Origin of the sequence: Thalassobacterium maritimum (assembly GCF_031127805.1) — a bacterium.
In the GTDB taxonomy this organism is placed as follows: domain Bacteria; phylum Verrucomicrobiota; class Verrucomicrobiia; order Opitutales; family Coraliomargaritaceae; genus Thalassobacterium; species Thalassobacterium maritimum.
On sequence record NZ_JARXHW010000015.1, the window covers coordinates 25,602 to 51,868 of the forward strand.

Here is a 26,267-nt window from a genome sequence, read left to right on the forward strand (position 1 = left end):
ATGAACTTAAAAACTAAATACCTCGGCCTCGACCTGAAGCATCCGATCATTGCGGGCGCATCACCGCTGCCAGACGATCTTGATAAAGTCCGTGCCCTTGAGGATCACGGCATCGCTGCCATCACGATGTATTCGCTCTTTGAGGAGCAGATTACACAGAACATGGTCGGCAGCGAAGCTCACCTTGGCAGTTATGAAAATTCCTTTTCCGAGGCGGCTTCATATTTTCCAGAGGTCGATTTATTGGATCGGGGGGTTGAGAATTATCTCGACCAATTGGCCAAGGTCAAAGCCGCTGTCAGTGTGCCTGTGATCGGCTCACTCAATGGGACGCGGGAAGGGGAGTGGGTCAACTATGCCACTTTGATGGAAAGTGCGGGAGCCGATGCCCTGGAGCTGAATCTCTACTTCCTTCCTACTGATGTGGATGAGAGCTCAAGTCAGTTGGAGGATCGTTGTATCCGCATCGTGGAGTCGGTCAAGGCGCGTATCACTGTGCCCTTGGCGGTTAAGCTATCACCCTTCTTCACTGCGCTGCCGCAGTTTGCAAAACGTCTCTCTGGTGCTGGGGCCGATAGTTTGGTCTGTTTCAATCGCTTCTATCAGCCTGATATCAATGCCGACGAGCTGGATATCAAACCGATGTTGGATTTGTCGCACTCGCATGAGCTACGTCTGCGCCTGCGCTGGCTTGCTTTCCTGAGTGGCCGTGTCGATACACAACTCGCGGTTTCCGGCGGTGTGCATACCGGCATTGATGCTGTGAAGGCGCTGATGGCAGGCGCGGATGCGGTGCAGGTTGTTTCCAGCCTCTTAATAAATGGGCCAGAGCAAGTGACTGAAATGCTGGATGAGTTAAGTGACTGGATGCAGGAAAAGGAATACGCCTCACTCGACGAGTTGCGTGGCTGTATGAATTATCTACGCTGTCCGGACCCGGATGCACTGGAGCGTGCCAATTACATGCGCGTGCTCAAGAGCTGGCGCAGCTAGTCAGTCTTCTATACGTTTTACTGGCGGGGCGTGCCACTTTTTTTAGTGAGCGGCCTCGCCAGTTCGTTTAGAAGTCGCATACATACTTGCTTCTATGCCGCTTGAGGCTTTAACAAAGAAGCATGCGAATTCCAATTGAAGATGGCTTTGAAGATGTGCTGTTAAAAGCTGCCGTAGGGCAGCGCTTGGGCCATGGAGCACTCTCTGTGCGTTCCGGACTCAGCCTGAAGGAGGTGCGCGCACTGCTGGCGGGCGAGTTGGATGTCGCCCATTTACGTAAGGTCGCGCAGGTCCTCGGCTTGGATGCCGATAAGCTGATCTCGCTCGCTCAGGGGGATTGGTATCCGTCCACTGTCGATTTGCCCGGTTTGGAGTGCATTTGTATGCCCTTTCCGGAAGCCAGCTATCCCGACGCCACCGTTAATTGCTATGTCGCCTTCGATCAGGCCAGCCGCGATGCCATCGTGTTCGATGCCGGCACTCGTGCAGAGCCTATTTTAGAATTGATTCAGTCGCGCGGACTCCATTTGCAAGCTGTGTTGATTACACATGCGCACCGTGACCATATCGGAGGTGTCACTGCCTTGTCCGAACTTGCCCCCGCTGGCCAGGTCTATGCACCCGCGAATGAGCCTGTGCTCGGTGCCAGTTTGTTGGAGCCTGAGGCTGAGCTGTCTGTCGGGAAATTTCAGATTAAAGCGGTGGAAACCAATGGTCATTCACGCGGAGCACTGAGCTATATCGTCAACGGACTTGGAAGCCAGGTGGCCTTTGTGGGGGATTCTATATTTTGTCTTTCGATGGGGGGGAGTCAACAGGGCTACCAGTTGGCCCTTAATAATAACCGCAACAAGCTACTCTCACTCTCTACTGATACCGTGCTGTGCCCCGGTCACGGTCCGATGACGACTGTGGCGCAGGAACTCGCTCACAACCCATTCTTCTAGGCGGCCTTCGTGACTTTGTGGGGTGCTCGCTCGCGTGCAATAGCTTAGCTTTGCTCCTGCCCCGGTCGGGGCGACTCGCTTATTATTGGAGCGCCTTGCGGTATTGAATCGGCGACTGACCAACTAGTTGTTTAAATTGGCGACTGAAAAAATAGATATCTTTGTAACCTAGTGCCTCCGCGATTTCGCCGACACGTAGGTGGCTACTTTCCAGGTAGCGCCGCGCTTCGATCATTTTGCAATTAATTAAAAATTGCTTAGGAGCCTGCCCAATCTGTTGTGTGAACTCACGGTCAAAATGAGAGCGTGAGACGCCCAATTTCTGCGCGATTTGCGTGATTGAGTCAACGGAGGCTGGTGCCTCGCGAAAGATTCGAAGGGCTTCAGAGATCCGCGGGTTGAGCGCCGCCTCGGCGATGATTCCCCTTTGCCCCGTGCATTGAGCGATAAACTCATGCAGCTTCTGAGCCAGCACTGCGTCGTCGTCGCGACGCAGAGCGATGCGCATAATTACATCGATTTGTCGTTGCGCTAGACTCAGTGACTGGACCTCTCCGCCTAGCAGCGGGAAATTCTCAATTTCTGTCATTCTACGCCCGTTTTTTAGTGGGTGGAAGTGAGCCGAGAAACGAGTAATACGTGGGCCCGAGTAGTGGGCTGCCGAGATGTGCTGCTTAGGTGAGAAAATGAAAAAAGCACCAGGGAAGATACGAAAGGTCTGGGTCTCACAGCGTAAATAGCCTTCCCCCGAAAGTGCCATCCAGAAGTTGTAGTGTCCGTCGCCCGAGGTGCGCCATTCCCAGTGCTCTACCTCTGTGCATAAGTAGGGGAACCACGGTCGGTCAACGACTTCGATCGAGGCGAATGATGTTGTGGGTGCTGGACTTGAATTCGGCATACATGTTGGCGCAAGAATATAAATGATGAATTAATGCAAATATATGAGAGAGCAATCCATTTATGTGAGCGCCTGCTTCTGTTAAGATCGCCCCATGTCTAATCCTGAAAACTACTTAAATACTCTCTTTGGTTTGCAAAATAAAGTCGCGGTTGTCATTGGCGGCACTGGCGAGCTCTGCGGTGCAATGGCCGAAGGTCTCGCAGCGGCTGGCGCTGAAACAGTCCTGGTCGGACGCAGCGAAGAAAAAGCAGCTGCCCGTCTCGCCAAAATCGAAGCCGCGGGCGGCAAAGCCTACTTCGAAAAAGTGGACGTCAATTCCAAGGCCTCCATTCAAGAACTGCTGGACCAGGTGCTCGCAAAGTCCGGCCGTGTTGACATCTTAGTCAACGGTGCTGGCATCAATTCGCCCACACCAATTCTCGAGATCGAGGAAGACGAGTTTGACAGCATCTTAAACACAAACTTGAAGGCCGTGCTCTTTGCTTCACAAGTATTCGGTAAATACATGGTCGAGCGAGGGGAGGGCGGTAGCATTATTAACATCGGTTCCATGAGTGGTATCATCCCGTTGTCTCGCGTATTTACTTACTCTGCCACCAAGGCAGCCGTGCATAACCTTTCTAAGAATTTAGCTCGCGAGTGGGCGGAGCAAAAGGTGCGCGTCAATACCATCGTGCCTGGCTTCTTCCCCGCAGAACAGAATAAGAAAGTGCTCACCCCCGAGCGCGTGGCTTCCATCATGGGCCACACGCCAGCCAACCGCTTTGGTGAGGCCCACGAACTCGTCGGTTCGACGCTCTTGCTCGCCAGCGATGCCGGCAGCTTCATGAACGGCGCAGAAATCGTCGTCGACGGCGGCTACGCCTCTATGACGATTTAGTCGCACAGCGCGGCACGCGGTTTTTCGGTGATCGGTTTTTCAGTTGTCAGTATATGACGCTCAAACCGATCACCTCAAACCGACCAACCGAACCCAAGCCATCGAATCCCGAGCCACCGAACCCAAGCAATTTCCCAAAATGTCTTATCTTCACGAAAATTTCCTTCTCCCCAATAAAACTGCCCAGCGTCTTTATCATGAGGTTGCGGCAGGCCAACCGATCATGGACTACCATTGCCACCTCCCGCCCGAGGACATCGCAGGCAATGCACGCTTCCCTGATCTCGCTCAAGTTTGGCTGGGGGGCGATCACTACAAGTGGCGCGCCATGCGTGCCGCGGGTGAGCCCGAAAGCCTGATCACTGGGAAAGACAGCAGCCCCAAAGAAAAATTCGACGCCTGGGCGCGCACATTGCCTCAGACCGTGCGTAATCCGCTGCACCACTGGGCGCACCTAGAGCTCAAGCGCTACTTCGATTGTGATCTCGTGCTAAGCCCCAAGACCGCCGACGAAGTCTGGGAGCTGACCAACGCCCGCCTCGCCGAAGATAGCTTCAACGTGCACAATATTTGCAAGCAATTCGACATCCGAGCAGTCGGCACCACCGATGACCCCGTTGATGATCTTCAGCACCACATCGCCTTCAATGGCGGGGCGCAGACTACCAAGATGTTTCCTACATTCCGCCCCGACAAGGGCATGATTACTACCAACCTGGAAGCGTGGAATAGCTGGACCGATCAGCTCGCTAATGTATCCGGTCAGTCCATCGACTCTGCGGCCGATTTCATGAGTGCACTCAAGTCGCGTCACGATTTCTTCCATGAAAACGGCTGCCGCCTGACCGACCACGGTCTGGAAGCTTGCCCCTTTGTGCCCTGCAGCGATCGCCAAGCAGAAGCCATCTTCAAAAAGCTTCGCAGCTCGCAAACACCCACCGCGGACGAAGCCGAGCAGTGGATGACTTTCCTCATGCAAGCCGTCGCTCGCTGGAATACCGCTCGCGGATGGACCATGCAGCTGCACCTGGGGCCCATCCGTAACAACAATAGCAAGATGTTTAAACAGCTCGGCCCCGATACCGGCTACGATGCCATGCTCGACGAGCCCGTCGCGCGTAAGACTGTGGCCTTCCTCGATAGCCTCGTCTCTGCGGATGCCCTGCCGAAGACCATCTTTTACCACATTAATCCGTCCTTTCTCTATCCCTTCGCAACGCTCATGGGCAGCTATCAAGACGGCTCCGTTCCAGGCAAGATGCAACTCGGCTCCGGTTGGTGGCACGTCGATACACTCGATGGTATGCGCACCCAGATTGATGTTCTCTCCAGTGTCGGACTGCTCAGTAAGTTCGTCGGTATGCTCACCGATTCCCGTAGCTTCCTCAGTTTTCCGCGCCATGAGTACTTCCGCCGCCTTGTCTGCTCCATCATTGGAACCGATGTCGAGGCCGGTCTCATTCCCAACGACACCGATCTGCTCGACACACTCATTGCAGATATCTGCTATAATAACGCTAAGAACTACTTCAACTTCCCCGGCGTCAAATAACTGACAAGCCAACCATTCAGTTTTATACTATGAAAATCCTTCTCACCACCACCTCCTATCAAGATTGCCCCGGCGATCACCATGCTCTACTCGAAAGCACAGGCGCAGAAATCGTCCGCGAACGCGGCCCGCTTTCCGAGGCGCGCATGCTCGAACTCGCCGGCGACTTCGACGCCTTCCTCTGTGGCGACGACGAGATCACACAAGCCGTGATCGATAAGTCGCTGCCCAAGCTCAAGATTATCGCCAAATACGGCATCGGCGTGGATAAGATCGATGTCGCCTACGCCACCGAGAAGAACATCCCCGTCAGCTTCTGCCCCGGGGTCAATCATACCACCGTGGCCGAGCACGTCTTCATGCTCCTCTTGGCTTTAAATAAGAACCTCATGGAGCAAGCCAACACCACTGCCGCGGGCGGTTGGAAGCGCATGACCGGTCATGAGATCATGGGTAAGACTATCGGCATCATCGGCCTCGGTCGTATCGGTCGCGAAGTCGCGATCCGTGCTAATGCCTTCGGCATGAAGTGCATCGGCTACGACCTCTACTGGCCCGAAGACTTCGCCAAAGAGCAAAATATCGAACGCGCTGCCGGTGTCACACAACTACTGCGCGCCAGCGATATCGTCTCACTCCACACCAATCTGACAGAAGAAACGCGCGATATGATCTGTGCCGACACCATCAAAAACATGAAGGACGGTGCCATCCTAATCAATTGCGGCCGCGGCGAGCTCACCCACACCGGCGACATCGCCGCCGCACTCGAAGCCGGCAAGCTCGGCGGCTATGGCGCCGACGTGCTCGATCAAGAGCCTCCCCCCGCTGATCACCCCCTTCTCGGCGCGAAAAACTGCATCATTACACCACACGTAGGCTCACGCACCTATGAGAGCGTTCAGCGCCAAGCTGGTATGGCCACCCAAAACCTAGTCAACCTGCTCAAAGGTGAAAAAGCCCTCGCACAAGTCAACGAAGTCGAACCACCCGCCGCGCTCATTCAATAATCTTATTTCACCATTACATCATGTCCGAAAAATTCTACATCGTCCCTCAAGCGCAACACGACGCACTCGTCTCCGCAGCGTATCAACATCGTGGCTACACCGAAGAAGAAGCCAGCCAAGCTGCGCGTTTTTCCGCGCACGCATCGCATCACGGCATTCGCACCCATAACGCGATTAAGGCCCTACACCTCGACCATCTCTTTGGCAGTGCCACTGGCGGTTGCACACCCGCCGTCGAAATCGAGAAATTGCCCTGCCGCTTCGAAGCTAGCGAAATCTGGAATGCGAATAAAAAGCTAGGTCAAGCGACCGCCTACGAAGCCATCGACCGCGCCTGCGAGCTTGCCGACAAATACGGCATCGGGCAAGTCTCGGTCGATAATGCATTCCACTACCTCTGGGGAGGCGGCTATGTGATGGAGGCCGCTAAGCGTGGTTATATCGCCTACACCAATTGCACCGCCGCGCTGGCCGAAGTCGTGCCCTTTATGGGCAAGTTCCCCACGCTCGGCACCAACCCTCATAGCTGGGGTTTTCCCACCACCGACGCGGTCGGCTTCCCCGTCGTGATTGACTGGGCCACTTCCGTGATCGCCATGGGCCGCGTGCAACAATTCCAGCGCGAGGGCACTGCCTTGCCACCCAACGCCGCAGTTGACGCTGACGGCCAGCCCACCACCGATCCTAATGCCGTCAACGCACTCGTCCCCTTTGGCGCCCATAAAGGCTACGGCCTTAGCCTGATCAACGAGATCGTTGGCGCCTTCATCGGTGGTAGCTTGCCGACTCTGCGTAGCCGTGAGATCCCAGCCGGGGAGAAGCGCACCCCCGCATTCTATTTCCAAGTCATCCACCCCGACGCCATCAATGGCGGCGCCTTTGCGCAAGGGCGCGATCAAGCCGGCAATGTTAAAGCCGTGATCGAAGACATCCTCGGGCACGGCAATGAAAACTGCCTACTGCCCGGCCAGCTCGAAGCCCGCTGGGCCGAGCGCGTCGTCAAAGCCGGCGGCCTCTTATTCTCTGAAGCCGAAATCAAGGCCTTCAACGAAATCGCCGAAGAGTGCGGCGCCCCGCAATGGGACCTCGCCTCCTTCAAGGTCGAGTAAATCATCGCTCCCAGCTGACTTGTCGGGCCTCCCCTCGACAAGTCAGCACAGTCGGGCAATTGAGCTGAACCTGTCCCGTTAACGCTCACTTGACGACGAAAAGAAATGAATCATATCGCACTCATACTTCTCTGCATTTCTGTCATGCTTGCAGGGTGCTCCAGCGAACCTGCCAAATTGCTTAGCACGAAGGATAAAGAAGCCTTGGTGAGTTCTTACCAGTATTGGAAAACGATTGCCATGGGGATGGGGCCTAATGCGATCCAAACACCATTCGGGAGGTATTTGATTTTAAGAAATGGCGAATCTCAACTTTGTCTAAAGTTAGAAAAACATCTAGCATCCTCAGAGGAGAAGCTAAGAGCATCCAAATACTCATGGGTGCTCTTGGCTGAAGGGAAAATAGAAGATACTGGGACGTTCGTTATTTCTGAAGACGGAGCTGCGGGATCGTATTGGATCGAGATCGCAGGATTCAAATGTGAGTGGTCATTGGGGGATTGGGTGTATTTCGACGAGAATTTGCCAGACATGGACATGGCAGTTACTGACTATACGGAGCTTGAAGAACTCGAGAAAGCCCTAGTAGCTGGATGGTTGTCTAAAATAGAATTGGAGGCGATGATTGTTAATGATCCTCAAGTCCAAGTGCTTCGGGACGCTCTAGGGGTGGAATCAGCCGGCACAGGTCGCCCCCTGTAATCTTTTCGAAGAACGGTCGGTCCTATTCCAAGTTTAGATGCATTCGTAAGCTTCGGAGGAAATCAGAAAGCAGCGCTAGTGTTTCCGTCATATTGTATTCACCAGAAGCAAGTTCCGGAATTTGATTTTAATGGTTTTGATCAGGAAGTTTCTGCCATGGCTAGTTGTTGAATAGCTTCAGTTTCTTATGTGTAGGTTTAGTGAACTTGATATGTCTACGGTATCATCGTAAAATTCTACCTACCTACCTACCTACCTACCTACCTACCTACCTACCTACCTACCTACCTACCTACCTACCTACCTAATGAAAATAAATCGTTACTTTATCCTTGGGCTATCTGCCTTTCTCGCAGTATCTAGCGCCGCCAGTGCCGCCACTATTGTTGCCTCGCATGATAATTTAGTGCTAAACAGTCAGTCCTCCACTGTGCAGGATGCTAGTGGTAATATTGTGGTTAAATATGCCAGTAACAATATACGTAAGTCTTGGCTGAAATTCGATCTCACGGGACAAAATGCTGATTATTCGCAAGCAGGGACAATTACGCTTACATTGGCGGCTAACTCATCTTCTGATGCCACTTTCAAACTCGCGCTGTATGCTCTAAACGATACCGGATTGACTGCGCCGACATGGACGGAAGATACCCTTACGTGGAATAATGCGCCTGGCAATGTCGCTAACAGTGGCAATACGGCTCAAAAGAATAGTTTGGATGCAGGCGAGACGACCCTGCTTGGAACCACCGCGACGATTGCTAATAACACGCCAGCCGGCACGTCGTTTGAGTTTAATCTTACGAATTTGTCGACCTACTTGCAGAGTGACAATACCATTACGGTTATTGCGATGTCTAGTTCCCAGACAAATGCCGGCCCATCCTTTAGTTTTGCTTCGTCTGAGAATGCGACGGAAGGCTGGCGTCCGACCTTGGCTTTTGCTCAGGTTCCCGAGCCTTCAGCAGCTGCGCTATTGACGGGGTTGGTCGCTCTGATGGGCGTCTGCATGCGTTCTGGAAGACGTCGCTAGGGCGCGCTGGGGGCACCACCTAGGGGGCGCTTTTTTCTGTGGTTCTTAACCGGAATTAAATGGGTTGAATAGATTCAGTTACCTGTGGGTTCCTCTGAAGGCGTTTTTATTTACAAACTATTTATCACCTTAGCCACTTGAGCTCCAGTGGCTCTCTTAAGCCATACTTATCTAATCCTGCTATTCTGTTACTATTATGAAATACATCCCCCGATTCGCTGATCGCCAAAGTTTAAACGATTCGCTAAAGCCATCTCTTGCAACAGTGTCAGGCTTGGCGCTGGCCGCATGTGGCTTGGCTGCGCCCGCGCTCCACGCGCAATCTGTTACACAGGTGAATAGTCTCGAGGCTGGTATTGGTTGGAATGCGGCTGCCTCTGGTGGAGATGCGATTTGGAGCGATGGACTGGCTGCCAGTGGCACTAAAGATTATGTAGTTGGTTCGGGGTTTACTTTGCGGACACCCATTGGCACTTCCACTTTTGCGGGGAACTCTTTGACGATTGAAGCAGGAGGGCAACTGCTTCTTAAACCAAATAATAATGACCGGGTGCATACGGTGAACGATTTGATTTTGAACGGCGGCCAGATCACGCATGGACAACCGGCCAGAACGATTGCTTACCAGCTTGCTGGATCAATTACACTGACAGCCGATTCCACCTACGACGCGACGGGTTCTGATTACCGTCGAGCCACCTTCTCCGCCTCGATTTCGGGCAGCAGCACCTTTAGCATCAATTTGGGCTCGAGTGATGATTTGACGATTTCCAGTGCGTCCAACACTTTTAGTGGTGAATGGTTCGTCAGTCAGGCTGATTCGGGAAGTGTGTCCGATTTCTTTGCGACCGGAAATGGTGCCTTGGGCAATGCGGATGTGACCATTGGTAGTGGCATTAATTTTGACGTGGATTATGACATCAACAATACCACTAAGGCACTGAATCTCGATGGTATCATGATCTTAGATCAGGACCATACCTTCGGCATGGTCCAAATTGACGGTGATACGCTAGCTGCGGGCACATATAGTTTTGAGGACTTGAATAGTAGCTACGATGCTTTCTTTGTGGATGGTGGAACTGGCAGCCTGACTGTGGTTCCAGAGCCATCTTATTTTGCCTTGTCACTCGCGATTCTGGCCATGGTCGGATTCAGCCGCCGCAGCCGTAAATAGCTTACGGTTCTAGGGGGGGAGTGGTCGGTTTTACTGCAGCAGGAGTGGCGTTGTAGACGACGCCACTCCTGCCTTTATTTGTATGTAACACCTACTCTGATCGCATCGGATGCTTCAAAAAACAATTACGGAACTAGAGTTTACGCGACACGACCTCGGCGGGCCTTGGGAATGTTGGCGTTCCGCTAAATATACCAATCACTTTAACTTACCGTGGACGCGAGTGGTCTTGCCACATTGCTGGAATGCCAGTGATGCGGTCGATCCTGATCTTCCTTACTACGAGGGGGCGGGGTGGTATCGCACGCAGCTAGAGATTGACTCTCCCTATGATGATGGTCGAGTCTGCCTTCACTTTGAGGGCACGGGGCAACGTGCGCAGGTCTATATTCACACCAGCGAAGTGGGGAGTCACAGTGGCGGTTACGACGAGTGGACGCTAGATATTACCGAAGCGTGCGCAGCTTATCATGCGCAGTATGGCGAAGGTCCTGTGCCACTCGCGATACGTTGTGATAATGCACGCGATTTAGAGACGATCCCTTCCGATGTTAGCGATTTTAATCTTTATGGCGGCATCTACCGCGCCATGCATTTGGTCTATCGACCCGCGATTGACTGGGGCGACGTCCGCTTGGAACCTCGGCTGCAGAATGCAAGCGCCGAGTTGAGCATTCATGCCGAGCTCTCCAGCTACGTGGCCGATGCGGAGGTCGAACTGAAGCTCCAGCTTCTAAATGCGCAGGGAGAAGAAGTCGCACAGTCTGAGTTGAGCCTGCCATGCTGGCAGGGGGAACGCTCACTGCTCACATGGCAGATAGATGCTCCTGAGCAGTGGCATCCCGCGCATCCTGCACTCTACGAAGTGCACTTGCAATTGAGTACCGCGGTGGGACAAAGCGAGCGCCGTCTGAAGACTGCCTTTCGTCACTTTGAATTTGTGCCGCATGGTCCCTTTATGCTGAACGGCGAGCGCCTGCTCTTACGAGGCACGCACCGCCACGAAGACCACGCGGGCGTGGCGCAAGCCATGACGGAAGCGCAGATTCGCGAAGAATTTCGTCTTATGAAAGAGATGGGGGTGAACTTTATTCGCCTCGGTCACTATCAACAATCGGAGCTGGTGCTACAGCTTTGCGATGAACTTGGCATTTTGGTTTGGGAGGAAATTCCCTGGTGCCGAGGCGGCTTGGGCTCTGAGAGTTATCGTGAAATGTGTCGCCGCATGCTGCGGAATATGATAAGTCAGCATCGTAATCATCCCTCTGTTATCATCTGGGGCTTGGGCAATGAAAATGACTGGCCGGCCGACTTTGAAGCATTCGACCAAGATGCGATTCGTGACTTTATGCGCGAGCTCCATGAGCTATCTCATCACTTGGATCCTGCGCGTAAGACCGCGATCCGGCGTTGCGCTTTTTGCGCTGATATTGTCGACGTATATTCGCCCAGTATCTGGGCTGGTTGGTATCGCGGTCTCTATACTGAGTATAAAAAAGCCGCACTCAGCGCGATTCAAGAACATCAGCACGTGTTACACGTCGAGTGGGGGGGAGATAGCCATGCTGGCCGTCATACCGAGGATAGTGCCCAAGGACTGGAAGAGATTCAAGCAGGACAGGGCGCGGATGAGCAAGATGGTGACTACTTCCTCGAAGGTGGACAGGCCCGAGCGAGTAAAGATACCGATTGGACCGAAACCTACTTTTGTGACCTCGTGGATTGGCATCTAAAAGAGCAGGAAACCATGCCCGAACTCACCGGTGCTGCGCAGTGGCCGTTTAAGGATTTTTCCACGCCCGTGCGCCCTGAGAACCCTGTCCCTTACATGAACCAGAAGGGCGTGTTGGAGCGCGATATGACCCCTAAGGAGGGCTACTATGTCTTTCAAAGTTACTGGGCGACGAAGCCCATGGTGCATATTTATGGTCACTCATGGCCGATCCGCTGGGGGCGGCTAGACGAGCGCAAATACATCAAGGTGTATTCCAACTGTCCAGAAGTTGAACTTTTTCTTAATGGAGTCAGCCAGGGGCGTCGTCTGCGTGATAGCCAAAATTTTCCTGCTGCCAATTTGCGTTGGGGCGTTGACCTACCGGCAGGTCGCTACACTTTAAAGGCGATCGGCTATGCTGTCGACGGTACTGTCGAAGACGAGCTCACGCAATCGTATCAGATCGAGTCCTGGGGAGCTCCTGCATCCATTCGTATTGATCAAGTGAATGCTGAAGATGGCCTTTCCACTGTGCACTGTCAGTTGGTAGACGCGCAGGGCATACCATGCCTTGATGCCAAAGATTTCTACCGCTTCTCGCTTGCAGGAGGCGGTCGGCTAATTGACAACCAAGGCACTGCTCGAGCCAGTCGCCGTGTGGGTGCCTGTAATGGACGTGCGCAGATCACCGTTGATCTGAATCAGCAACAGAACGTGCTCGGCATCCTCGTGGAAGGACTGGAGCCCTGCTTCGTGAATCTGTCCGTATGCAGTCAAAAAAACAATACGCTTAGGTGAATGACTTTCCATTGTGAATGCGGCTTGCAGTAGTCAATGAGGGCTTGCAAATATTTGACCTGGTTGAGTGCTTTTATACTGTTGAATACCTTAAAGCTCATTTTTAGCTTATTATCTACCTATGAAATCCTTACACTTAGCCACATTTACACTCGCTCCCTTCGTTCTCACTGTCAGCGCTCAGGCGCAAGTCTTCTTGGTCGACTTCAACAACACCGCCGACAGCAACGGTTATCCCGGTGGGGGCAGCACTTGGAATGCTTATGCAACTCCTACAGAGGTCAATGGCTCTGTGATTCAGGCCACCAATGGTTCCACCGCATCGGGCATTACGCTTGATTATACGGATGGGACGATGAGAGATTCGAACAACGGTAATTCCAATACCTTTGATAATACGGATGGAGGCCCCGCTTGGGTGACGACGGATGGTTCTTTCGGCAATACAGCTGCTGCTGCGGACTATTTCTTTACCGATAATGGTTCGGATACGGACTTCACAGTCACTTTTGGAAATCTCGCTGTCGGTGAGGAAGTAAATTTAGACCTATGGATGTCACGCGTCGGGAGCAGCAGCAGTTACGGTCATTACACTTATTCACTCGATGGGGGCGTCAATTGGAATGGTTTCACCGTTTTAGAAAAAGATGGCAGCGCCTCTACAGATACCCGCTGGCTTGCCAGTGATACGCAGGCGACGACCTTTCGCGCGGAGACCGACGGCAATGACAATGCCCGCTATATGAACATCAGCGGTATCATCATTGGTGCTGCGGGCACTCTCGATGTGAAAGTGGATGACACAAGCTCCAGTAACTGGACTGGACTCGCTGCTATGCGACTGACTGTCATTCCCGAGCCTGCCAGTTTTGCTATGCTGCTCGGGGGCTTAGCTTTGGCCAGCAGAGTGTTACGCCGGCGTGCGCATGCTTAATGAGCGCTGAGTGAGTGCTGAGTGAGACAGCTGCTTTTATGAATATCATTGTGTTTTTTACGGACCAGCAACGCTGGGATACACTGGGAGTCCATGGTAGCACTCTGGGCTTAACTCCAAATTTAGATCGCTTTGCTCGCCAAGGGACTTTTTTCCGCGAGGCAGTCACGCCACAGCCCGTGTGCGGTCCCGCTCGGAGCTGTTTGCAAACGGGGCAATATGCGACCACGACTGGAGTTTGGAGGAATGGCTTTGGCTTGAGTGAAGAGAGCCCAAAACTCGCTGAGTGTTTCAATGCCGCCGGCTATCGGACCGGGTATATTGGGAAGTGGCATCTGTCTGAGGGAACGGGCCCTGGACCAGTTCCGGCTGCGAATCGTGGAGGTTATCAAGACTGGTTGGGGGCGAACTGTGTGGAACTCACCAGTGGTCCGTATTCCGCTCGGCTTTGGGATGAGGATGAGCAAGAGCAGCCGCTCAATGGCTACCGTAGCGATGCCATGGTAGATGCTGCGATTCGTTACATCGATCAACGCAGTCAAGAGCCGGAGCAGCCCTTCATGCTATGGCTTTCGCTCTTAGAGCCGCATCATCAAAATACCGATGACTCATACCCTGCACCACACGGCCACGAGCGCGATCATCTGGCGGCGCCACTGCCGCCCGACCTTCAGTCGCTGGGTGGTTCGGCTGCCAAAGATTGGGCGGGCTACTGCGCAATGATTCAACGTATCGATCAAGGCTTGGGACGTTTGAACGATGCACTGGAATCCACGGGACTGAGTGAGGATACCATGATTGTTTTTATCAGTGACCACGGCTGTCATTTTAAGACACGTAATTCGGAATACAAACGTTCTCCACATGACGTCAGCTTGCGGGTGCCTATGGTCTTTTGGGGCCAGCAGTGGAATGGCGGAGGGGAACATGCCTGTGCTGCGAGTTTAGTTGATTTAGCGCCGACGCTCTTGGAGGCCGCGGGCTTGGAAGTTCCCCCTACGATGCAAGGGCAATCGCTACTACCAGTGCGGCAGGGCTTAGCTGCCGCAAGGCCCCGTGCGAGTTATAGTCAGTTTGGCGATATTGGCATGGCACCCGGTCGTTGCCTGCGCACATCGCGCTGGAAATATGCAGTCACAGCGGCAGATGAATATCGCAGCCAAGCTACGGCGCCCGTGTATCATGAAACGCACTTGTATGACTTACAGACCGATCCTTATGAATTGGTGAACCTCGTGGAGCTCGAAAGCCATCGTTCTGTCTGCGAAGACTTTCGCGAAATGCTGCTGGAGCGCATGCAATGCGTCGGTGAACCTAGTGCCGAAATCCTGTCCCCTTCAAACTTACGACCAGCGAGGCAGCGCACGATCGATTATCCCGCTTAAGGCCAGGTCTGATACACAAAAAAAACTCTCCTACCAAGTGCGGTAGGAGAGTTTTTTTGTGTCATTCGGTTCGTGCCGATTAGTGGATCGGTTCGAGTCGTACGTTGTCGATATAGAGCGGTCCAGCCATGGAACCGTTGGCGCGAATGTAGAACCCTGCGAAGTTCGCAAACTCCTCTTCACTGACTTTGAGCTCGGTGAGAGGAATGCTGATTTCTTGCCAATCGGTATTGGAGCCATTGAGTGTGCCCGGCAGTGGGATCTCTTTTGTCTTGGGAGCTTCAGCCATGGTGAGGGCGCGCAGCTCAAGTCCTGTTAGGTTCGCGTTACCGGTGCGGATCGACATCTTGAGTGCCCAATTTGCTTTTTGGAAATTAGCAAACTTGATCGTCGCAGAATCGCGCTTGGTGCGATAGGTCGCACCGCCGCCTTTACTGCCATTGGTGCTAACTTCGAGGGCGTTGGATCCATTGATGCCCTTGCCCTTAGCGAGTTTCATCTTCGCGTTATTCCAGTCGCTCAAATACCAGCCGCTTGGATTCTTTTCACTAAATACGTTCAATGGTTTGGTTTCCAGTAGGCGACCTTCTTTCTCGATGCGTGGTTGGTAAGGGCGCACTTCTGCAAGTAGCACTTGTGCGTCGCGCATGTCTTTCTGGTAGCCTACGCCGTCGGCAGTCAGGCCTTCGCCATTGAGTGGGCGAATGACAGTGTCGCTCACTGTGTAGTTCGGAGCAGGCAGTGTTTTACCCTCGGGGAGTTCGACCAGCGAATTTTTAACGCTGATATTCATGTTAGCCATCTGTTCTGGAGTGACCTTCCAGTCGTTCAGAGCGAGTGGTTTGGAAGAATCGACGAAGCTGGAATTGTGAATGCGGATCTTACCCTTAGTCCATAGACCCACGTAGTCGGAATTGCCGCCGCGTTTGACCGGATCGCCGGAGACGCTGTTCCAGAGCAGGGCGCCTGGAGTGCCGCTCCAGAAGCGGTAGTTCTTTTTGTTGTCCTTTGCGATGCAGCCAATGAGTAGGGGGTTGGCTGATTTATCATCCCAACCACCATCGGTATTGCCGTAGGCTTCACAGCGAATATATGTTAGATTATAGGCGGTGCCTTCGGCGCAGAAGCCATCACCGTTCCAGTAGCTGTCTCCGTTGATATGCCAGTTATTGCTAGCCACACAGTCGATGAAGGTGATATCATGGTCATAGACGTTGGTGCCTTTCGCGCCACCGATCACGTTGAAACTCATGGGGAAGGCTTCCACATACCATTCTTTGCCACCCGCGTCGGCAGTGCAGTTGATCACTTGTATGTCGTAACAGCCATCGCGGAAGCGAAAGCCACGTTTAGTGTAGTATTTTACATCGCAGTCGCGGATGACGATGTCGTGCGAGCCGATTTCCGGCTTGGCTGCCATGGCTCCGCCACGAAAGACGAAGGCGTCGCGAGTTTCCTGCACATCCACGTCCACAATTTTTCCTTCCGACACGCGGCCAGGCGTGCGAGTTTCAAAAACGCTGCGGACTTTATGTACTTCGAAATTCTCAAATACCCAGCCCTTGGACTCGGATGCCAGTTGAATTAAAGTGAAACCACTGGCTTTATCCTCTTTTTCCCAGTCGCCGGTAAAGACGGGGCGTTTGCCGTTGCGATTAACACCTTTCAAGGTGATCGGGTTGGCCGCAGAGGCTGAAGCGCTCAATTGCATGCCACGGGCTTCGTATTCGCCACCGCCGAGGAAAAGCGTGTCGCCGGGTTGAAGTTGTTGCCAAGCTTGTTCCAAGCTGTTTTCGGCGGCTGCGTAGGAAAGTGCATTTTCCCAGTTTTGGCCGTTTTTTTCGCCAGCCCCTTGTGGGAGCATATATAGGTCGGCAGCAGATGCGTGCAGGCCAATTAAAAGTGCAGCAGAAAGCAGCAAACGTTTTTTAGGTAATTGTATTCTCATAGGTTGGGTCCTTGATTGGGGATCAGCTTCAACAATTAGAATATAAATTGGATAATTCACCTATAGTTCAAATCAAGCTATTCAATAACTGTCGATTTAGTCTATGGAAAACGCATATACGAGAAGTGTAAACGTCTGTGTGCTTTATCGTTTTTACTCAAATGATTTATTCTAAATTAAGACGCATGCTCTACAGTTAGGGTTGCATTGCCACCCAGAAGTCTTCGTGGGCGTCCTTGGGGGTAATGTCCTCCATGGCTACCCGGCCGATGGAACCATCGTAGTAAACCACAGTGGCCTTGCCTTTGTAGCGGTAGGCGATGGCCATTTTACCATAAGGGCCTTTTTCTTCGCTGATGTAGAGCGTGGCACGAGTGCTGGAAACTTGGTAGTCGACTGCGTCCGCGAAGGCCATCGCCTTGCTAGGATTGCGAACATTATGGATCGTGGGCGCATTCTCATGCACAGATTGGGCATTGCCGTGGTGCGAAGTATTATTGGGGCCAGTGGTGTTGAGCCCGATTGATGATTTGCCGTAAGTCGAGCGTGCGGCATCGGGATCTCCAGTTCGCGCAGCGTGTAGGTATTCATGTGATTTCCAACCAGGTTCAGGGGCATCAAGAAACTGTGTGAAGGGCTTGTAAGTGACCCAGTGCGAGTTGGAGTCGATTTTCCAGCGCCCATCCTCAAATACAGGTTGTTTAGATGTTAGATAGACTCCACGATTATCTTGAGCATACATTTGGTTCGCTGTTTGTAAGTTGCGCAAGTTGTTTGCTGTCGTTGAAATGTAGACATGGGTGCGAACGCTTGATATGGCAGGCGTCAGAATCGCGGCGAGCACTGCAATAATCGCAATCACGACTAGGAGCTCTATCAAAGAGAATGCTTGTTGACGGTTGTTGTGAGAGGCTACTGAGGTAGGGGTAGGGCCTTGGTTCTTCTTCATGACCTAGCTTTATTGGGGGGTGAACTTTGGGGTAGTGTGCGCTGTTGGCAGTAAACGCTGCTAATCGCGCATGAAAAAATTAAACCTATGAGCGAGGCAGTTGAAATGTTGGTGCCGTTGAATCTATTCAATGGCCGAGCTTGTTAAATAGATTCAGCTGATTTCCTCTCAACATTTATGAGTATATCGCTAATTGTTTTCTAGCTGCGTTTTTTTTCAAATTGCAGCTTAGCGAAGTAAAATCACCACCCCTACTAAAACCATAAAACTATGCAAATGTACTCATCTAAAATCATTGCACTGCTCGGACTAGCTGCCGTAGCACCATCCTTCAGCTCGGCTTCCATCGTATTGACTGCTTCGGATGACAATTACGTTTATACTGGCGATAAAAATACTAACTACAACTCAGAGTCTGCCTCTATCACGGTAAAAAACGCTTCAAGCAATGATCGTATTGCTTATGTTAAGTTTGATTTGTCCTCGGTCATTTCGGGAGTCGATACCAGTCAAGACGCAGTCTTAAGTATGACTTTTAATCAAGTCACCAATGCAGGATCTGGCGACACCGCCGAGTTCATATTTTCAGCCCTCAGTAATACGGGGAGCCCCAGTAACTTCGCTTGGCAGGAAAGCACCGTCACTTATAATTCCCGTCCCACGGGCACTTTTACCGACCTGACTCCCAGTTATAATTGGTCCTACAATGCCAGTGATGTGGCCCACACGATTACTTTTTCAGGACTAACGAATTTTATTCAGGCAGATAATACGGTCACCTTTCGTATCTTTGGCCCTCAGTTACCCGATACTGGTAACAATCCTTCTTGGCATTCAAGCGAGGCCACCACGGTTGCTTATCGTCCGACGCTGACTTTAGTCGCTGTGCCTGAGCCAGCGACCGCGAGCATTTTACTTGGTCTTGCGACGCTTGCTATCGCTGGTACTAAGCGCCGCCGTTAATCGCGGTTTTGTTTGGATCCCTCCTCCTTCTTCAGAGAGGAGGAGGGATCATCGACAGAGTTGTGGCCAGTGCTAGGATGCTCTTAGAGCTTCGGCCTTGTCGGCGCGGTGCGTGTAGATCGCATAAGCGGCAATGACGGTGAAGCTGATGAGTGGCACGACGTAGGATTTGGCTGCGGCCGCCCCCATGACTGCATCGCCCCCGAAGACGTCGATTAGCTTCCCCTGCAGCAGTGTGAGCAATGCACCACCGAGAATCGCCATGATCAAGCCAGAGGAACCTAGTTTGGTGGCTTCTCCTAAATTACGTGAGCCTAAGCCGAAGATGGTGGGGAACATCAGCGACATGAATACGGATGTCGCGATCAGACAGACTACACCGAGTGTGAACGGTGCGGCTCCGACGAAAGGAATGTAGCCCTCGAAGGCGAGCTTGTCCCCCCCGAAAATGACACCCAGGGAGCAGAGCATGCCCATGCAAGCAGCAAAAGCCAGCAGCGCGCTGGGCTTGAAGAAGGCCATCAGCGCGGTAAACATCCAGCGCGAAAGTGAGAAGGAGATGATGGCAATCATGTGATAGTTCATTGCCTGGCTGTCTTCGATATTTAGCTGACCGGTGATATAGTGGAAAGTGTAGGTCCAGACGGCGATTTGAGCGCCCACGTAAAAAAACTGAGCGACGACAGCAAAAACGTAATTTGTTTTGGATAGCAGAAACTTAACCGTGTCTCCGACGTGAGCCTTCTGGTCGTGTTCCTTGACTGCGGGCATGTTCTTATTGGTTGCGATCATCACCCAGAGCGCGATCAGCACTAGTGCGGAAATGAAGTAGGGGGTCATGACGATGTCTAGCTGCTCGACTTGGATCGCTTTGACTTCTTCAGGCGTCATGCCGTCTTGGATACGGGCGTTGACGACTTCGAGCTTTGTTAAAATGGCGAACTTGCAAAGAAACAGACCGATCAGTGAGCCGACTGGGTTAAAGGACTGTGCGAGGTTTAGTCGGCGCGTCGCGGTTTCCTCTGGCCCCATGGAAATGATGTAGGGGTTCGCATTCGTCTCAAGGATGGAAAGTCCGCCAGCGAGGACGAAGAACGCCAGCAGGAAAGGGCTGAACTGCAACATCAAGCTCGCAGGGTAGAAGAGCAAGCCACCTAGAATATAGATCCCGAGTCCCACCAGAACCCCCTTTTTGTAACCATAGACACGGGCGAGAATCGCTCCGGGGATGGCGAGCACGAAGTAGGCACCATAGAACGCGTTTTGAATCAATGCGGTTTGTGCGGTGCTCAGCTCGGGGAAGATCTTGAGGAACGCTTTGACCAAGGGGTCAGTCATGTTATTTGAGAGACCCCACATTGCGAAACAAGTCGCTAGCAGGATGAAGGGAAATACAATGTTCTTTGGAACAATCGGGGTTTTGTTGGATTCAGACATGAGAAATGTGTGTTAAGAGCTATGTGTGGCTGGAAGCATCAATCAATTTGAGACTGTGATTCGTAGCACTATATATGATTTTAGATTATTAAATTGAGTGGGGGACTGCTTGGTTTTGTGCGATCACCAAAAGACAAGATAGAGCGCGACTGTCGCCAGCACCACTCCAATGCCTACAATTTTGGCACCTGGGGATGTTTCGAGCTCAATTTGGTCGTTCACTGGCATTATGACTGGTTTCTCCATCGGCTTAACGAGCGTCAGGATTACACCGGCCAGCAGCACGATAAAGAAGCAGATCGCCATGCGGTCGAGGAATGCGATCTGCTCGGCATACCACCAACCGTTGCTGACTAGCCATGGGCCGATGGCCCATTTGAAGGCCCCGTAGGAGATGACATTCAGGCCGATACCGACTGCACCAAAATAGCGTGGGGTTCTGGGCGAAAAGAAGCCAAAGATAAAGACCGCCAATATGCCCGGTGAGATAAAGCCCTGAAACTCCTGAATGTAAGCAAAGATACTGGTGAAGTTATCCAGTGCCGGTGCTACTAAGCCTGCTAGGATTACGAAAAGCACGACGAAGAAACGGCCCACTTTGACTAGTTTGGCGGGGTCCTTTTCTTTGGTGAATTTGGAATATAAATCCATCGTCGCAATCGTTGAAGCTGAATTCAGCATCGAAGCTAGCGAACTGATGACTGCGCCGCAAAGTGCGGCCAGCACAAACCAAGACAACCAGGGCAGCGGTTGAATCAAGTTTCGCACCAATACGGGAAATGCTCGATCGTAGTCGTATTCGCCTGTGCTTGCATTCAGTAAGTCGCCGCTGAACAAGTTATAAGCCAATATTCCGGGAATCACGACTAGGAATGGAATGAGTAGTTTTAGAAAGGCTGCAAACACGATTCCCTTTTGCCCCTCTGCTAGAGACTTTGAGCCGAGGGTTCGTTGCACGATATATTGATTCAAGCCCCAGTAAAAGAAGTTGGGAATCCACAGCCCGATCATTAAGGCTGTCCATGGAATGTCGGAGTCCTCTTTGGGGCGAACCATATGGACTTTACCGCCGGACCCGTTGGGGCCATTGCGCACCTGCGCTTCACCATCGACGCCATCATTTAGCAGCATAAACCGCTCCCATGGCCCCGCTGCTGCCAGTTGCTCGACAGTCGCATCGGAATTGGCGACCTTGGTTAAAATGAGCTCTTCTGCCGGTTTTTCCGCCAGCACGCTGAAGGCCAGAAACATGACAATGGCTCCACCGATTATTAGAGCCGCGCCCCAAATTAAGTCAGTCCAGGCGCAGGCTTTTAAGCCGCCAATAAACACATACACCGCAGCAAATATGGCGATCAACCAGCACATGGTAGTCAGGCTGTTGAGCACTGGCACTGTGTTGTAATATTCAGACACAAACTTGGCGCCCGAAAAAATGACCGAAGAGGTCGTCACAAATACCAATGTAACAATCGCTGGAATCGCCATAGCCAGACGGGCTACGCCGTCGAAGCGGTATTCCAGGAATTCGGGGATGGTGTAGAGGCCAGCCTTTAGAAACTTTGGTAAAAACCAAAAGGCCACGATGATCAGGGTGACCGCTGCGAGCCATTCATAAGAGGCGATCGCCATGCCGAGCCAATTGGCCGAAGCCCCCGACATACCTACAAACTGCTCGGTCGAGATATTGGCGGCGATCAGCGAGAAGCCGACCAGCCACCAAGTGAGCCCGCGGCCCGCCAGGAAATAATCGGTCGCTCCTTTATTCCCCTCGAGGTCTTCATCGCGACTCTTCCAGATCCCGAGAGCGATCACGCCGACGACGGCCACGATAAATAAGACAACTTCTAATATATTCATAGTTTAATTGAGCTCACTGTGAACGGCTACATGACTAATTGCGATTAAGTAACTCCGGTGCTGAATAAATATGGGTTCAGGTCTAAAAGGCCGAGGTAATGGCTTCCAGCTTTGCACCTAGTAGGCGCTTGGCCAGTGGATCCAGATCGGCTTGGGCTCCCTGAATGTGAAAGGTGCGTTGCACGTGGCGCATGGTTTCGCCGGGCTTCAAGGCGGCTGCGGGCGAGGAAGTTTCCAGCTCGTAGAAGGGGCCCAGCGGTGCGACGCCAGGCTCCGGTGAACCGTCATTGTAGGCATTGATCACGTCCCCCGCATAGGGCTGCTCTTGTATTTCCCACATGGAGTTGACGTAACCATGCGGTGCTTCTTGCACGTTGTAGGTCACGATATTGAGCACTTGCCCGGCTGCATCGTAACTGCCGGCGATTCCTTTGGAGCGTTGCGGACTGATACCAATCTTACCGCGACGCGTGCCATCGCCTTTAAAAAAGAGTTTCTGGCGTTGCACCCGCAGGTAGTCTTGGGGCACCTTGCCAAAGTAAGTGTCGTTGACGCGTGGGCCGAGTGCTTGTTCGCCTCCTTGCTGGAAGGGAATCACCACGGTTGTTTCGGGGGATGGGTTATACATGCCTAAAATCCATATAGATGGCAGGCCGGTTTCTGGTTTCCATGCCTGGTCGCCGATGTTCGTCACCCGGTTATCTGTTTCATAGGCGACCATTTGGACGCCCTCAGGAAGCTGCACCTTGAGTGCTGCGGCAGCTTCGTCGGCATTGAGCAGGCTAACAGTTCTCTCAATGCGCATGTTGAAGACAGTGCCACTATAGTTCATTAGTTCAGCATCTTTGCGAAAGCTTGCGCTGGCCTGAGTCTGGTTTACCAACTCGAAGGGCTCTGTATCTATGACGGCCGGTGTCTTCCAATCAGCAAATTCAAATTGATCGCCGGGTTTGAAATACAGGGCATATTGTCCGCCTTCCGGCCCCAGCCAGAAGCGTTCCTCTCCGCCAAAGATATAGATGTGCTGCTCAAGCTTCCCCTTGGCCTCCTCTTCGGACATGAGGCCTCTCTCGATCACAGGACGATTGATCCAACCGAAACTTGGCCCCGCCTTGTAGTCGTAAGTGCTGGTCATGACGCGCCCTTGATAGTCGGGTGCGACCGCGACGGCTGCATCGCCGTCCTTGAGTGTCACGATTGGCGTGTGCTTTTTCATGAATCTGAGGTCATCTGAGAAAGCGCCTCCAGTTGAGGTCGAGATGTTGTTGCAGCCAACTGCAAATACAGCAGCGACACCAAGTGCACCGCTTAGGATCGAGGGGATGATTTTCATATTCGTGTATGTGTGTGGGGGAACCGGGGGTGTTTTAAGGAAGGCGATTGGGCAATTTTCTGATTCGCAATCGCACTCTAATCGATAAACTTATGAGTTGGATCGTTAGAGAGGAATGCCTTAGAGGGCGCTGATTCTATAGGTTTTTACGAGATAATAGTATCACGCGTATGCGTTAATTTGGGTCGCATGTTCAAAACGAGACTTAGGGTAGAAGCTTGAGCGGCATGGTTTTGGATGCATGTGAGTGGCCAATGGGTAGAGCTAAATGGGCGGTTTGTGTTGTGATTCATGCATACGCGCTATGGTAGAATGACTGGTTATAGTGCATAATGTCTGGCTATACAGGTGTGGCGCCATTCGCGCTGCTCATTTTCTAAGATCCACCCCCAATTACCCGACATTTGAGACTCTTTAAATATTCAGTTTTCATTCCCCTTTGCTTTGTGTCCACATTACTACTGGTCGTGGGGGCTCCCATGCAGGACGGGGCAGAGGTCGAGGTTGATTTTTACGTTTCTAATGTCGGATCGGATCAATGGACCGGGCGGCTTGAGGCTCCGAACGCCGATGGCACAGATGGCCCTTTTGCAACATTGAAGCGGGCGCGGAATGCTGTGCGAGCTTTGAAGCCGCGCGAAATGTCCGGGGACATTGTGGTTATGATTCGTGGTGGATGGTATCCGTTGCGCGAAACGCTGGTTTTTAGTTTGGAAGATTCAGGGGATGCCGACACGCGCATCACCTATGCCGCTTACCCCGGGGAGGAGCCTGTATTCAGCTCGGGCAAGGTAGTCGAGGACTGGAAAAAAGTCACCGCGACGATTCCCGGTCTGCCGGAGGCAGCCGTGGGAAATGTATGGGTGGCGGAGGTGTCCGGCAGCTTTCGGACGCTCTATGATGCGGAGGGGATGCTTCCTCGTGCGCAATCGGAGGGCTTTATCCCCCGCGTAGGAGGCTCCCGTAATCGAGTGGTTTTGCCCGCCGCGGACTTTAAAAATTGGTCGAATTATAAAGATGCAGAGATCGTGGTTCGTCCCCATCATGCATGGATCATGAATATTTTGCCGGTCGTATCGATCGATGAAGCCACACAGAGTGTGCACACTTCTGTGGATGCGACCTATTTGATGAATCCCTTGAAGTTTTTGCATTCGGAAAAGATCGAATCCTGCTGGGTGGAGAATGTGTTCGAGGCCCTCGACCAGCCGGGGGAGTGGGTTTTGGATACCCAAGCCGGTAAAGTGTATGTATGGCGGCGCAATGATTCTGCCGTCGTCGCGCCGCAGTTGACGGAATTGATCCGTGTCGAAGGGCAGGTGGACAAGGATGGCCCGCAGGACCTGCCCGTTCGTAATCTCCGTTTCGTCGGACTGACCTTTAAGCACGGTGAACGGTATCAAATCGACGAGAATGATGCGGGCTTGCAGCATGACTGGGATTTTTTGGATAAGGCCAACGCACTGGTGCGCTTTCGCGGAACCGAGGATTGTGCGATTGAGCAGTGCCACTTCCTACACAGTGGCAGCGGTGCGATCCGTGTCGATTTACACGGACAGAATAACCGGATCGTGGGGAATCATATCGAGCAGATGGGTGGCTCCGGAGTGCTACTGGCGGGCTACGGGCCAGGCACGAAGGACGTGAATCGAAACAATCTAGTATTTAATAATCACATTCACCATGTCGGGCAGATCTACTGGCACTCGCCCGGTATCTTCATTTGGCAAAGTGGTGAGAACCGCGTGGCCCACAATTTGGTGCATCACACGCCCTATACCGCGATCATTCTTTCGGGCTGCATGACGGAGTTTTTCGGCAAGGGCGGGCGCGAGTTGACCCGCACGATTCGCTGGCATGAGATTGGCGGCAGTTCGAAATCTTTCAAGCAGGCCAGCTTGGAGGACGTTCGCCCGTTTCTGCATTCGCACGATAACCAGATCGAACGTAATGAGATACATAATGCCATGGAGCGAATGGGCGACGGCAATGCGATCTACATTCGGGGCGCCGGCGCGGGCAATGTGATTCGTGAAAATTACATCCATCACCTGGTGACGCCAATGATCATGCAGTGCGCCATCCGCACCGACGGGGGGCAGATGGATACCTTGATCACGGGGAACCTGATATATAAATGCACTTCGCAAGGCATTATGCTGAAACTGAATAACCGCTGCGAAAACAATATCATCGCCGATGTGATTGCACCGCCACGCGGTTACTACCTCTCCGTTCGCGAAGGCCCGATGACAGGGGCCAGCATTCAGCGAAATATCTTTTATTCCTCTGGGGAGGACACAGTCTTTATTCACGAGCTCGGCCCGAAGAATGAAGGCGCTAGCGAAGACCGGCGCGGGCGGGAACTGGCGCGTTCGAAGGATGCCGAGACCGATTATAACATTTACTACAACGTGGCAGATCCGAGCCATGGCCGGGATTTCCTGAAGCAGCAACAGCAGGACGGCGTCGATACGCATAGCCTCGCGGTTGACCCGCTCTTCGTGAACCCTGCTGAGGGGGATTTCCGCCTGCGTCCGGATTCGCCGGCCATCCCAATGGGGATCCCTTCTTTTGATACATCAAAGGTCGGGCTCATTCCGAATTAATAGAAACTCAACGCAACTTACACTTCTTATCCT

General features: G+C 52.5%; 20 protein-coding genes. 14 read left to right on the plus strand and 6 right to left on the minus strand.

The features are described from left to right. Window positions 1–993, plus strand: a complete 993-nt coding sequence (locus QEH52_RS08310) for a dihydroorotate dehydrogenase-like protein (RefSeq protein ID WP_308949654.1) — start codon at window positions 1–3, stop codon at window positions 991–993. A 122-nt stretch (window positions 994–1,115) separates the two neighbouring features. Continuing rightward, window positions 1,116–1,940: an MBL fold metallo-hydrolase gene (locus QEH52_RS08315; protein ID WP_308949656.1), complete on the plus strand. Its 825-nt coding sequence runs from the start codon at window positions 1,116–1,118 to the stop codon at window positions 1,938–1,940. A gap of 82 nt (window positions 1,941–2,022) precedes the next feature. On the opposite strand, the gene QEH52_RS08320 is transcribed toward QEH52_RS08315, so the two are convergent. Continuing rightward, window positions 2,023–2,838 (minus strand): helix-turn-helix transcriptional regulator, encoded by an 816-nt coding sequence (locus tag QEH52_RS08320; protein WP_308949658.1) that lies wholly within the window; start codon window positions 2,836–2,838, stop codon window positions 2,023–2,025. A 94-nt stretch (window positions 2,839–2,932) separates the two neighbouring features. On the opposite strand from QEH52_RS08320, the gene QEH52_RS08325 reads away from it, so the two are divergent. From QEH52_RS08325 to QEH52_RS08370, 10 genes are all read left to right on the plus strand, one after another. Continuing rightward, window positions 2,933–3,721 (plus strand): SDR family NAD(P)-dependent oxidoreductase, encoded by a 789-nt coding sequence (locus QEH52_RS08325; protein ID WP_308949660.1) that lies wholly within the window; start codon window positions 2,933–2,935, stop codon window positions 3,719–3,721. A 139-nt stretch (window positions 3,722–3,860) separates the two neighbouring features. After that, complete coding sequence (gene uxaC / locus QEH52_RS08330; RefSeq protein WP_308949662.1) at window positions 3,861–5,273, plus strand: glucuronate isomerase; 1,413 nt, start codon at window positions 3,861–3,863, stop codon at window positions 5,271–5,273. 29 nt (window positions 5,274–5,302) lie between these two features. After that, the gene (locus QEH52_RS08335) at window positions 5,303–6,283 is read left to right on the plus strand and encodes a phosphoglycerate dehydrogenase (protein ID WP_308949663.1); all 981 of its coding nucleotides are present in this window, start codon (window positions 5,303–5,305) and stop codon (window positions 6,281–6,283) included. 20 nt (window positions 6,284–6,303) lie between these two features. Next, complete coding sequence (locus tag QEH52_RS08340; protein WP_308949664.1) at window positions 6,304–7,392, plus strand: Ldh family oxidoreductase; 1,089 nt, start codon at window positions 6,304–6,306, stop codon at window positions 7,390–7,392. Between the two features lie 105 nt (window positions 7,393–7,497). Next, a complete protein-coding gene (locus QEH52_RS08345) occupies window positions 7,498–8,094 on the plus strand; it encodes a hypothetical protein (protein WP_308949665.1) in 597 nt (198 codons plus the stop codon). 307 nt (window positions 8,095–8,401) lie between these two features. Next, window positions 8,402–9,127 carry a DNRLRE domain-containing protein gene (locus QEH52_RS08350; protein WP_308949667.1) on the plus strand — a complete coding sequence of 242 codons (726 nt, stop codon included), beginning with the start codon at window positions 8,402–8,404 and terminating at the stop codon, window positions 9,125–9,127. 196 nt (window positions 9,128–9,323) lie between these two features. Beyond that, window positions 9,324–10,304: a hypothetical protein gene (locus tag QEH52_RS08355; RefSeq protein ID WP_308949670.1), complete on the plus strand. Its 981-nt coding sequence runs from the start codon at window positions 9,324–9,326 to the stop codon at window positions 10,302–10,304. Window positions 10,305–10,413: 109 nt separating this feature from the next. After that, complete coding sequence (locus tag QEH52_RS08360) at window positions 10,414–12,816, plus strand: glycoside hydrolase family 2 TIM barrel-domain containing protein (protein WP_308949672.1); 2,403 nt, start codon at window positions 10,414–10,416, stop codon at window positions 12,814–12,816. A gap of 121 nt (window positions 12,817–12,937) precedes the next feature. After that, window positions 12,938–13,750 (plus strand): PEP-CTERM sorting domain-containing protein, encoded by an 813-nt coding sequence (locus QEH52_RS08365; protein ID WP_308949674.1) that lies wholly within the window; start codon window positions 12,938–12,940, stop codon window positions 13,748–13,750. 38 nt (window positions 13,751–13,788) lie between these two features. Further along, window positions 13,789–15,135, plus strand: a complete 1,347-nt coding sequence (locus QEH52_RS08370; RefSeq protein ID WP_308949676.1) for a sulfatase-like hydrolase/transferase — start codon at window positions 13,789–13,791, stop codon at window positions 15,133–15,135. Between the two features lie 79 nt (window positions 15,136–15,214). Here QEH52_RS08370 and QEH52_RS08375 read toward each other — a convergent pair whose 3' ends face one another. After that, window positions 15,215–17,083 (minus strand): hypothetical protein, encoded by a 1,869-nt coding sequence (locus tag QEH52_RS08375; protein ID WP_308949678.1) that lies wholly within the window; start codon window positions 17,081–17,083, stop codon window positions 15,215–15,217. A gap of 196 nt (window positions 17,084–17,279) precedes the next feature. Continuing rightward, window positions 17,280–18,032 (minus strand): prepilin-type N-terminal cleavage/methylation domain-containing protein, encoded by a 753-nt coding sequence (locus QEH52_RS08380; RefSeq protein WP_308949680.1) that lies wholly within the window; start codon window positions 18,030–18,032, stop codon window positions 17,280–17,282. Window positions 18,033–18,302: 270 nt separating this feature from the next. Between QEH52_RS08380 and QEH52_RS08385 the strand changes: the two genes are divergently transcribed. Further along, the gene (locus QEH52_RS08385; protein ID WP_308949682.1) at window positions 18,303–18,995 is read left to right on the plus strand and encodes a DNRLRE domain-containing protein; all 693 of its coding nucleotides are present in this window, start codon (window positions 18,303–18,305) and stop codon (window positions 18,993–18,995) included. A gap of 72 nt (window positions 18,996–19,067) precedes the next feature. Here the strand turns inward: QEH52_RS08385 and fucP are convergent, their stop codons facing one another. The 3 genes from fucP to QEH52_RS08400 all read right to left on the minus strand — a co-directional run bounded on the left by fucP (window position 19,068) and on the right by QEH52_RS08400 (window position 23,625). Beyond that, the gene (gene fucP / locus QEH52_RS08390) at window positions 19,068–20,432 is read right to left on the minus strand and encodes an L-fucose:H+ symporter permease (protein WP_308949684.1); all 1,365 of its coding nucleotides are present in this window, start codon (window positions 20,430–20,432) and stop codon (window positions 19,068–19,070) included. A gap of 123 nt (window positions 20,433–20,555) precedes the next feature. Next, window positions 20,556–22,292 carry a sodium:solute symporter family transporter gene (locus QEH52_RS08395; RefSeq protein ID WP_308949685.1) on the minus strand — a complete coding sequence of 579 codons (1,737 nt, stop codon included), beginning with the start codon at window positions 22,290–22,292 and terminating at the stop codon, window positions 20,556–20,558. 82 nt (window positions 22,293–22,374) lie between these two features. Further along, the gene (locus tag QEH52_RS08400; protein WP_308949687.1) at window positions 22,375–23,625 is read right to left on the minus strand and encodes a DUF6786 family protein; all 1,251 of its coding nucleotides are present in this window, start codon (window positions 23,623–23,625) and stop codon (window positions 22,375–22,377) included. 479 nt (window positions 23,626–24,104) lie between these two features. Between QEH52_RS08400 and QEH52_RS08405 the strand changes: the two genes are divergently transcribed. Continuing rightward, window positions 24,105–26,234, plus strand: a complete 2,130-nt coding sequence (locus QEH52_RS08405) for a right-handed parallel beta-helix repeat-containing protein (RefSeq protein ID WP_345785457.1) — start codon at window positions 24,105–24,107, stop codon at window positions 26,232–26,234. Window positions 26,235–26,267 lie beyond the last annotated feature (33 nt).

Excerpts from the sequence above, each read along its gene's own strand:
- QEH52_RS08365 (WP_308949674.1), top strand. The coding sequence starts at position 12,938 with ATGAAATCCTTACACTTAGCCACATTTACACTCGCTCCCTTCGTTCTC.
- QEH52_RS08340 (WP_308949664.1), top strand. The coding sequence starts at position 6,304 with ATGTCCGAAAAATTCTACATCGTCCCTCAAGCGCAACACGACGCACTC.
- QEH52_RS08310 (WP_308949654.1), top strand. The coding sequence starts at position 1 with ATGAACTTAAAAACTAAATACCTCGGCCTCGACCTGAAGCATCCGATC.
- QEH52_RS08360 (WP_308949672.1), top strand. The coding sequence starts at position 10,414 with ATGCTTCAAAAAACAATTACGGAACTAGAGTTTACGCGACACGACCTC.
- QEH52_RS08385 (WP_308949682.1), top strand. The coding sequence starts at position 18,303 with ATGCAAATGTACTCATCTAAAATCATTGCACTGCTCGGACTAGCTGCC.
- QEH52_RS08325 (WP_308949660.1), top strand. The coding sequence starts at position 2,933 with ATGTCTAATCCTGAAAACTACTTAAATACTCTCTTTGGTTTGCAAAAT.
- QEH52_RS08380 (WP_308949680.1), bottom strand. The coding sequence starts at position 18,032 with ATGAAGAAGAACCAAGGCCCTACCCCTACCTCAGTAGCCTCTCACAAC.
- QEH52_RS08345 (WP_308949665.1), top strand. The coding sequence starts at position 7,498 with ATGAATCATATCGCACTCATACTTCTCTGCATTTCTGTCATGCTTGCA.
- QEH52_RS08405 (WP_345785457.1), top strand. The coding sequence starts at position 24,105 with ATGCAGGACGGGGCAGAGGTCGAGGTTGATTTTTACGTTTCTAATGTC.
- QEH52_RS08315 (WP_308949656.1), top strand. The coding sequence starts at position 1,116 with ATGCGAATTCCAATTGAAGATGGCTTTGAAGATGTGCTGTTAAAAGCT.
- QEH52_RS08395 (WP_308949685.1), bottom strand. The coding sequence starts at position 22,292 with ATGAATATATTAGAAGTTGTCTTATTTATCGTGGCCGTCGTCGGCGTG.
- QEH52_RS08350 (WP_308949667.1), top strand. The coding sequence starts at position 8,402 with ATGAAAATAAATCGTTACTTTATCCTTGGGCTATCTGCCTTTCTCGCA.
- uxaC (WP_308949662.1), top strand. The coding sequence starts at position 3,861 with ATGTCTTATCTTCACGAAAATTTCCTTCTCCCCAATAAAACTGCCCAG.
- QEH52_RS08400 (WP_308949687.1), bottom strand. The coding sequence starts at position 23,625 with ATGAAAATCATCCCCTCGATCCTAAGCGGTGCACTTGGTGTCGCTGCT.
- fucP (WP_308949684.1), bottom strand. The coding sequence starts at position 20,432 with ATGTCTGAATCCAACAAAACCCCGATTGTTCCAAAGAACATTGTATTT.
- QEH52_RS08370 (WP_308949676.1), top strand. The coding sequence starts at position 13,789 with ATGAATATCATTGTGTTTTTTACGGACCAGCAACGCTGGGATACACTG.
- QEH52_RS08375 (WP_308949678.1), bottom strand. The coding sequence starts at position 17,083 with ATGAGAATACAATTACCTAAAAAACGTTTGCTGCTTTCTGCTGCACTT.
- QEH52_RS08355 (WP_308949670.1), top strand. The coding sequence starts at position 9,324 with ATGAAATACATCCCCCGATTCGCTGATCGCCAAAGTTTAAACGATTCG.
- QEH52_RS08335 (WP_308949663.1), top strand. The coding sequence starts at position 5,303 with ATGAAAATCCTTCTCACCACCACCTCCTATCAAGATTGCCCCGGCGAT.
- QEH52_RS08320 (WP_308949658.1), bottom strand. The coding sequence starts at position 2,838 with ATGCCGAATTCAAGTCCAGCACCCACAACATCATTCGCCTCGATCGAA.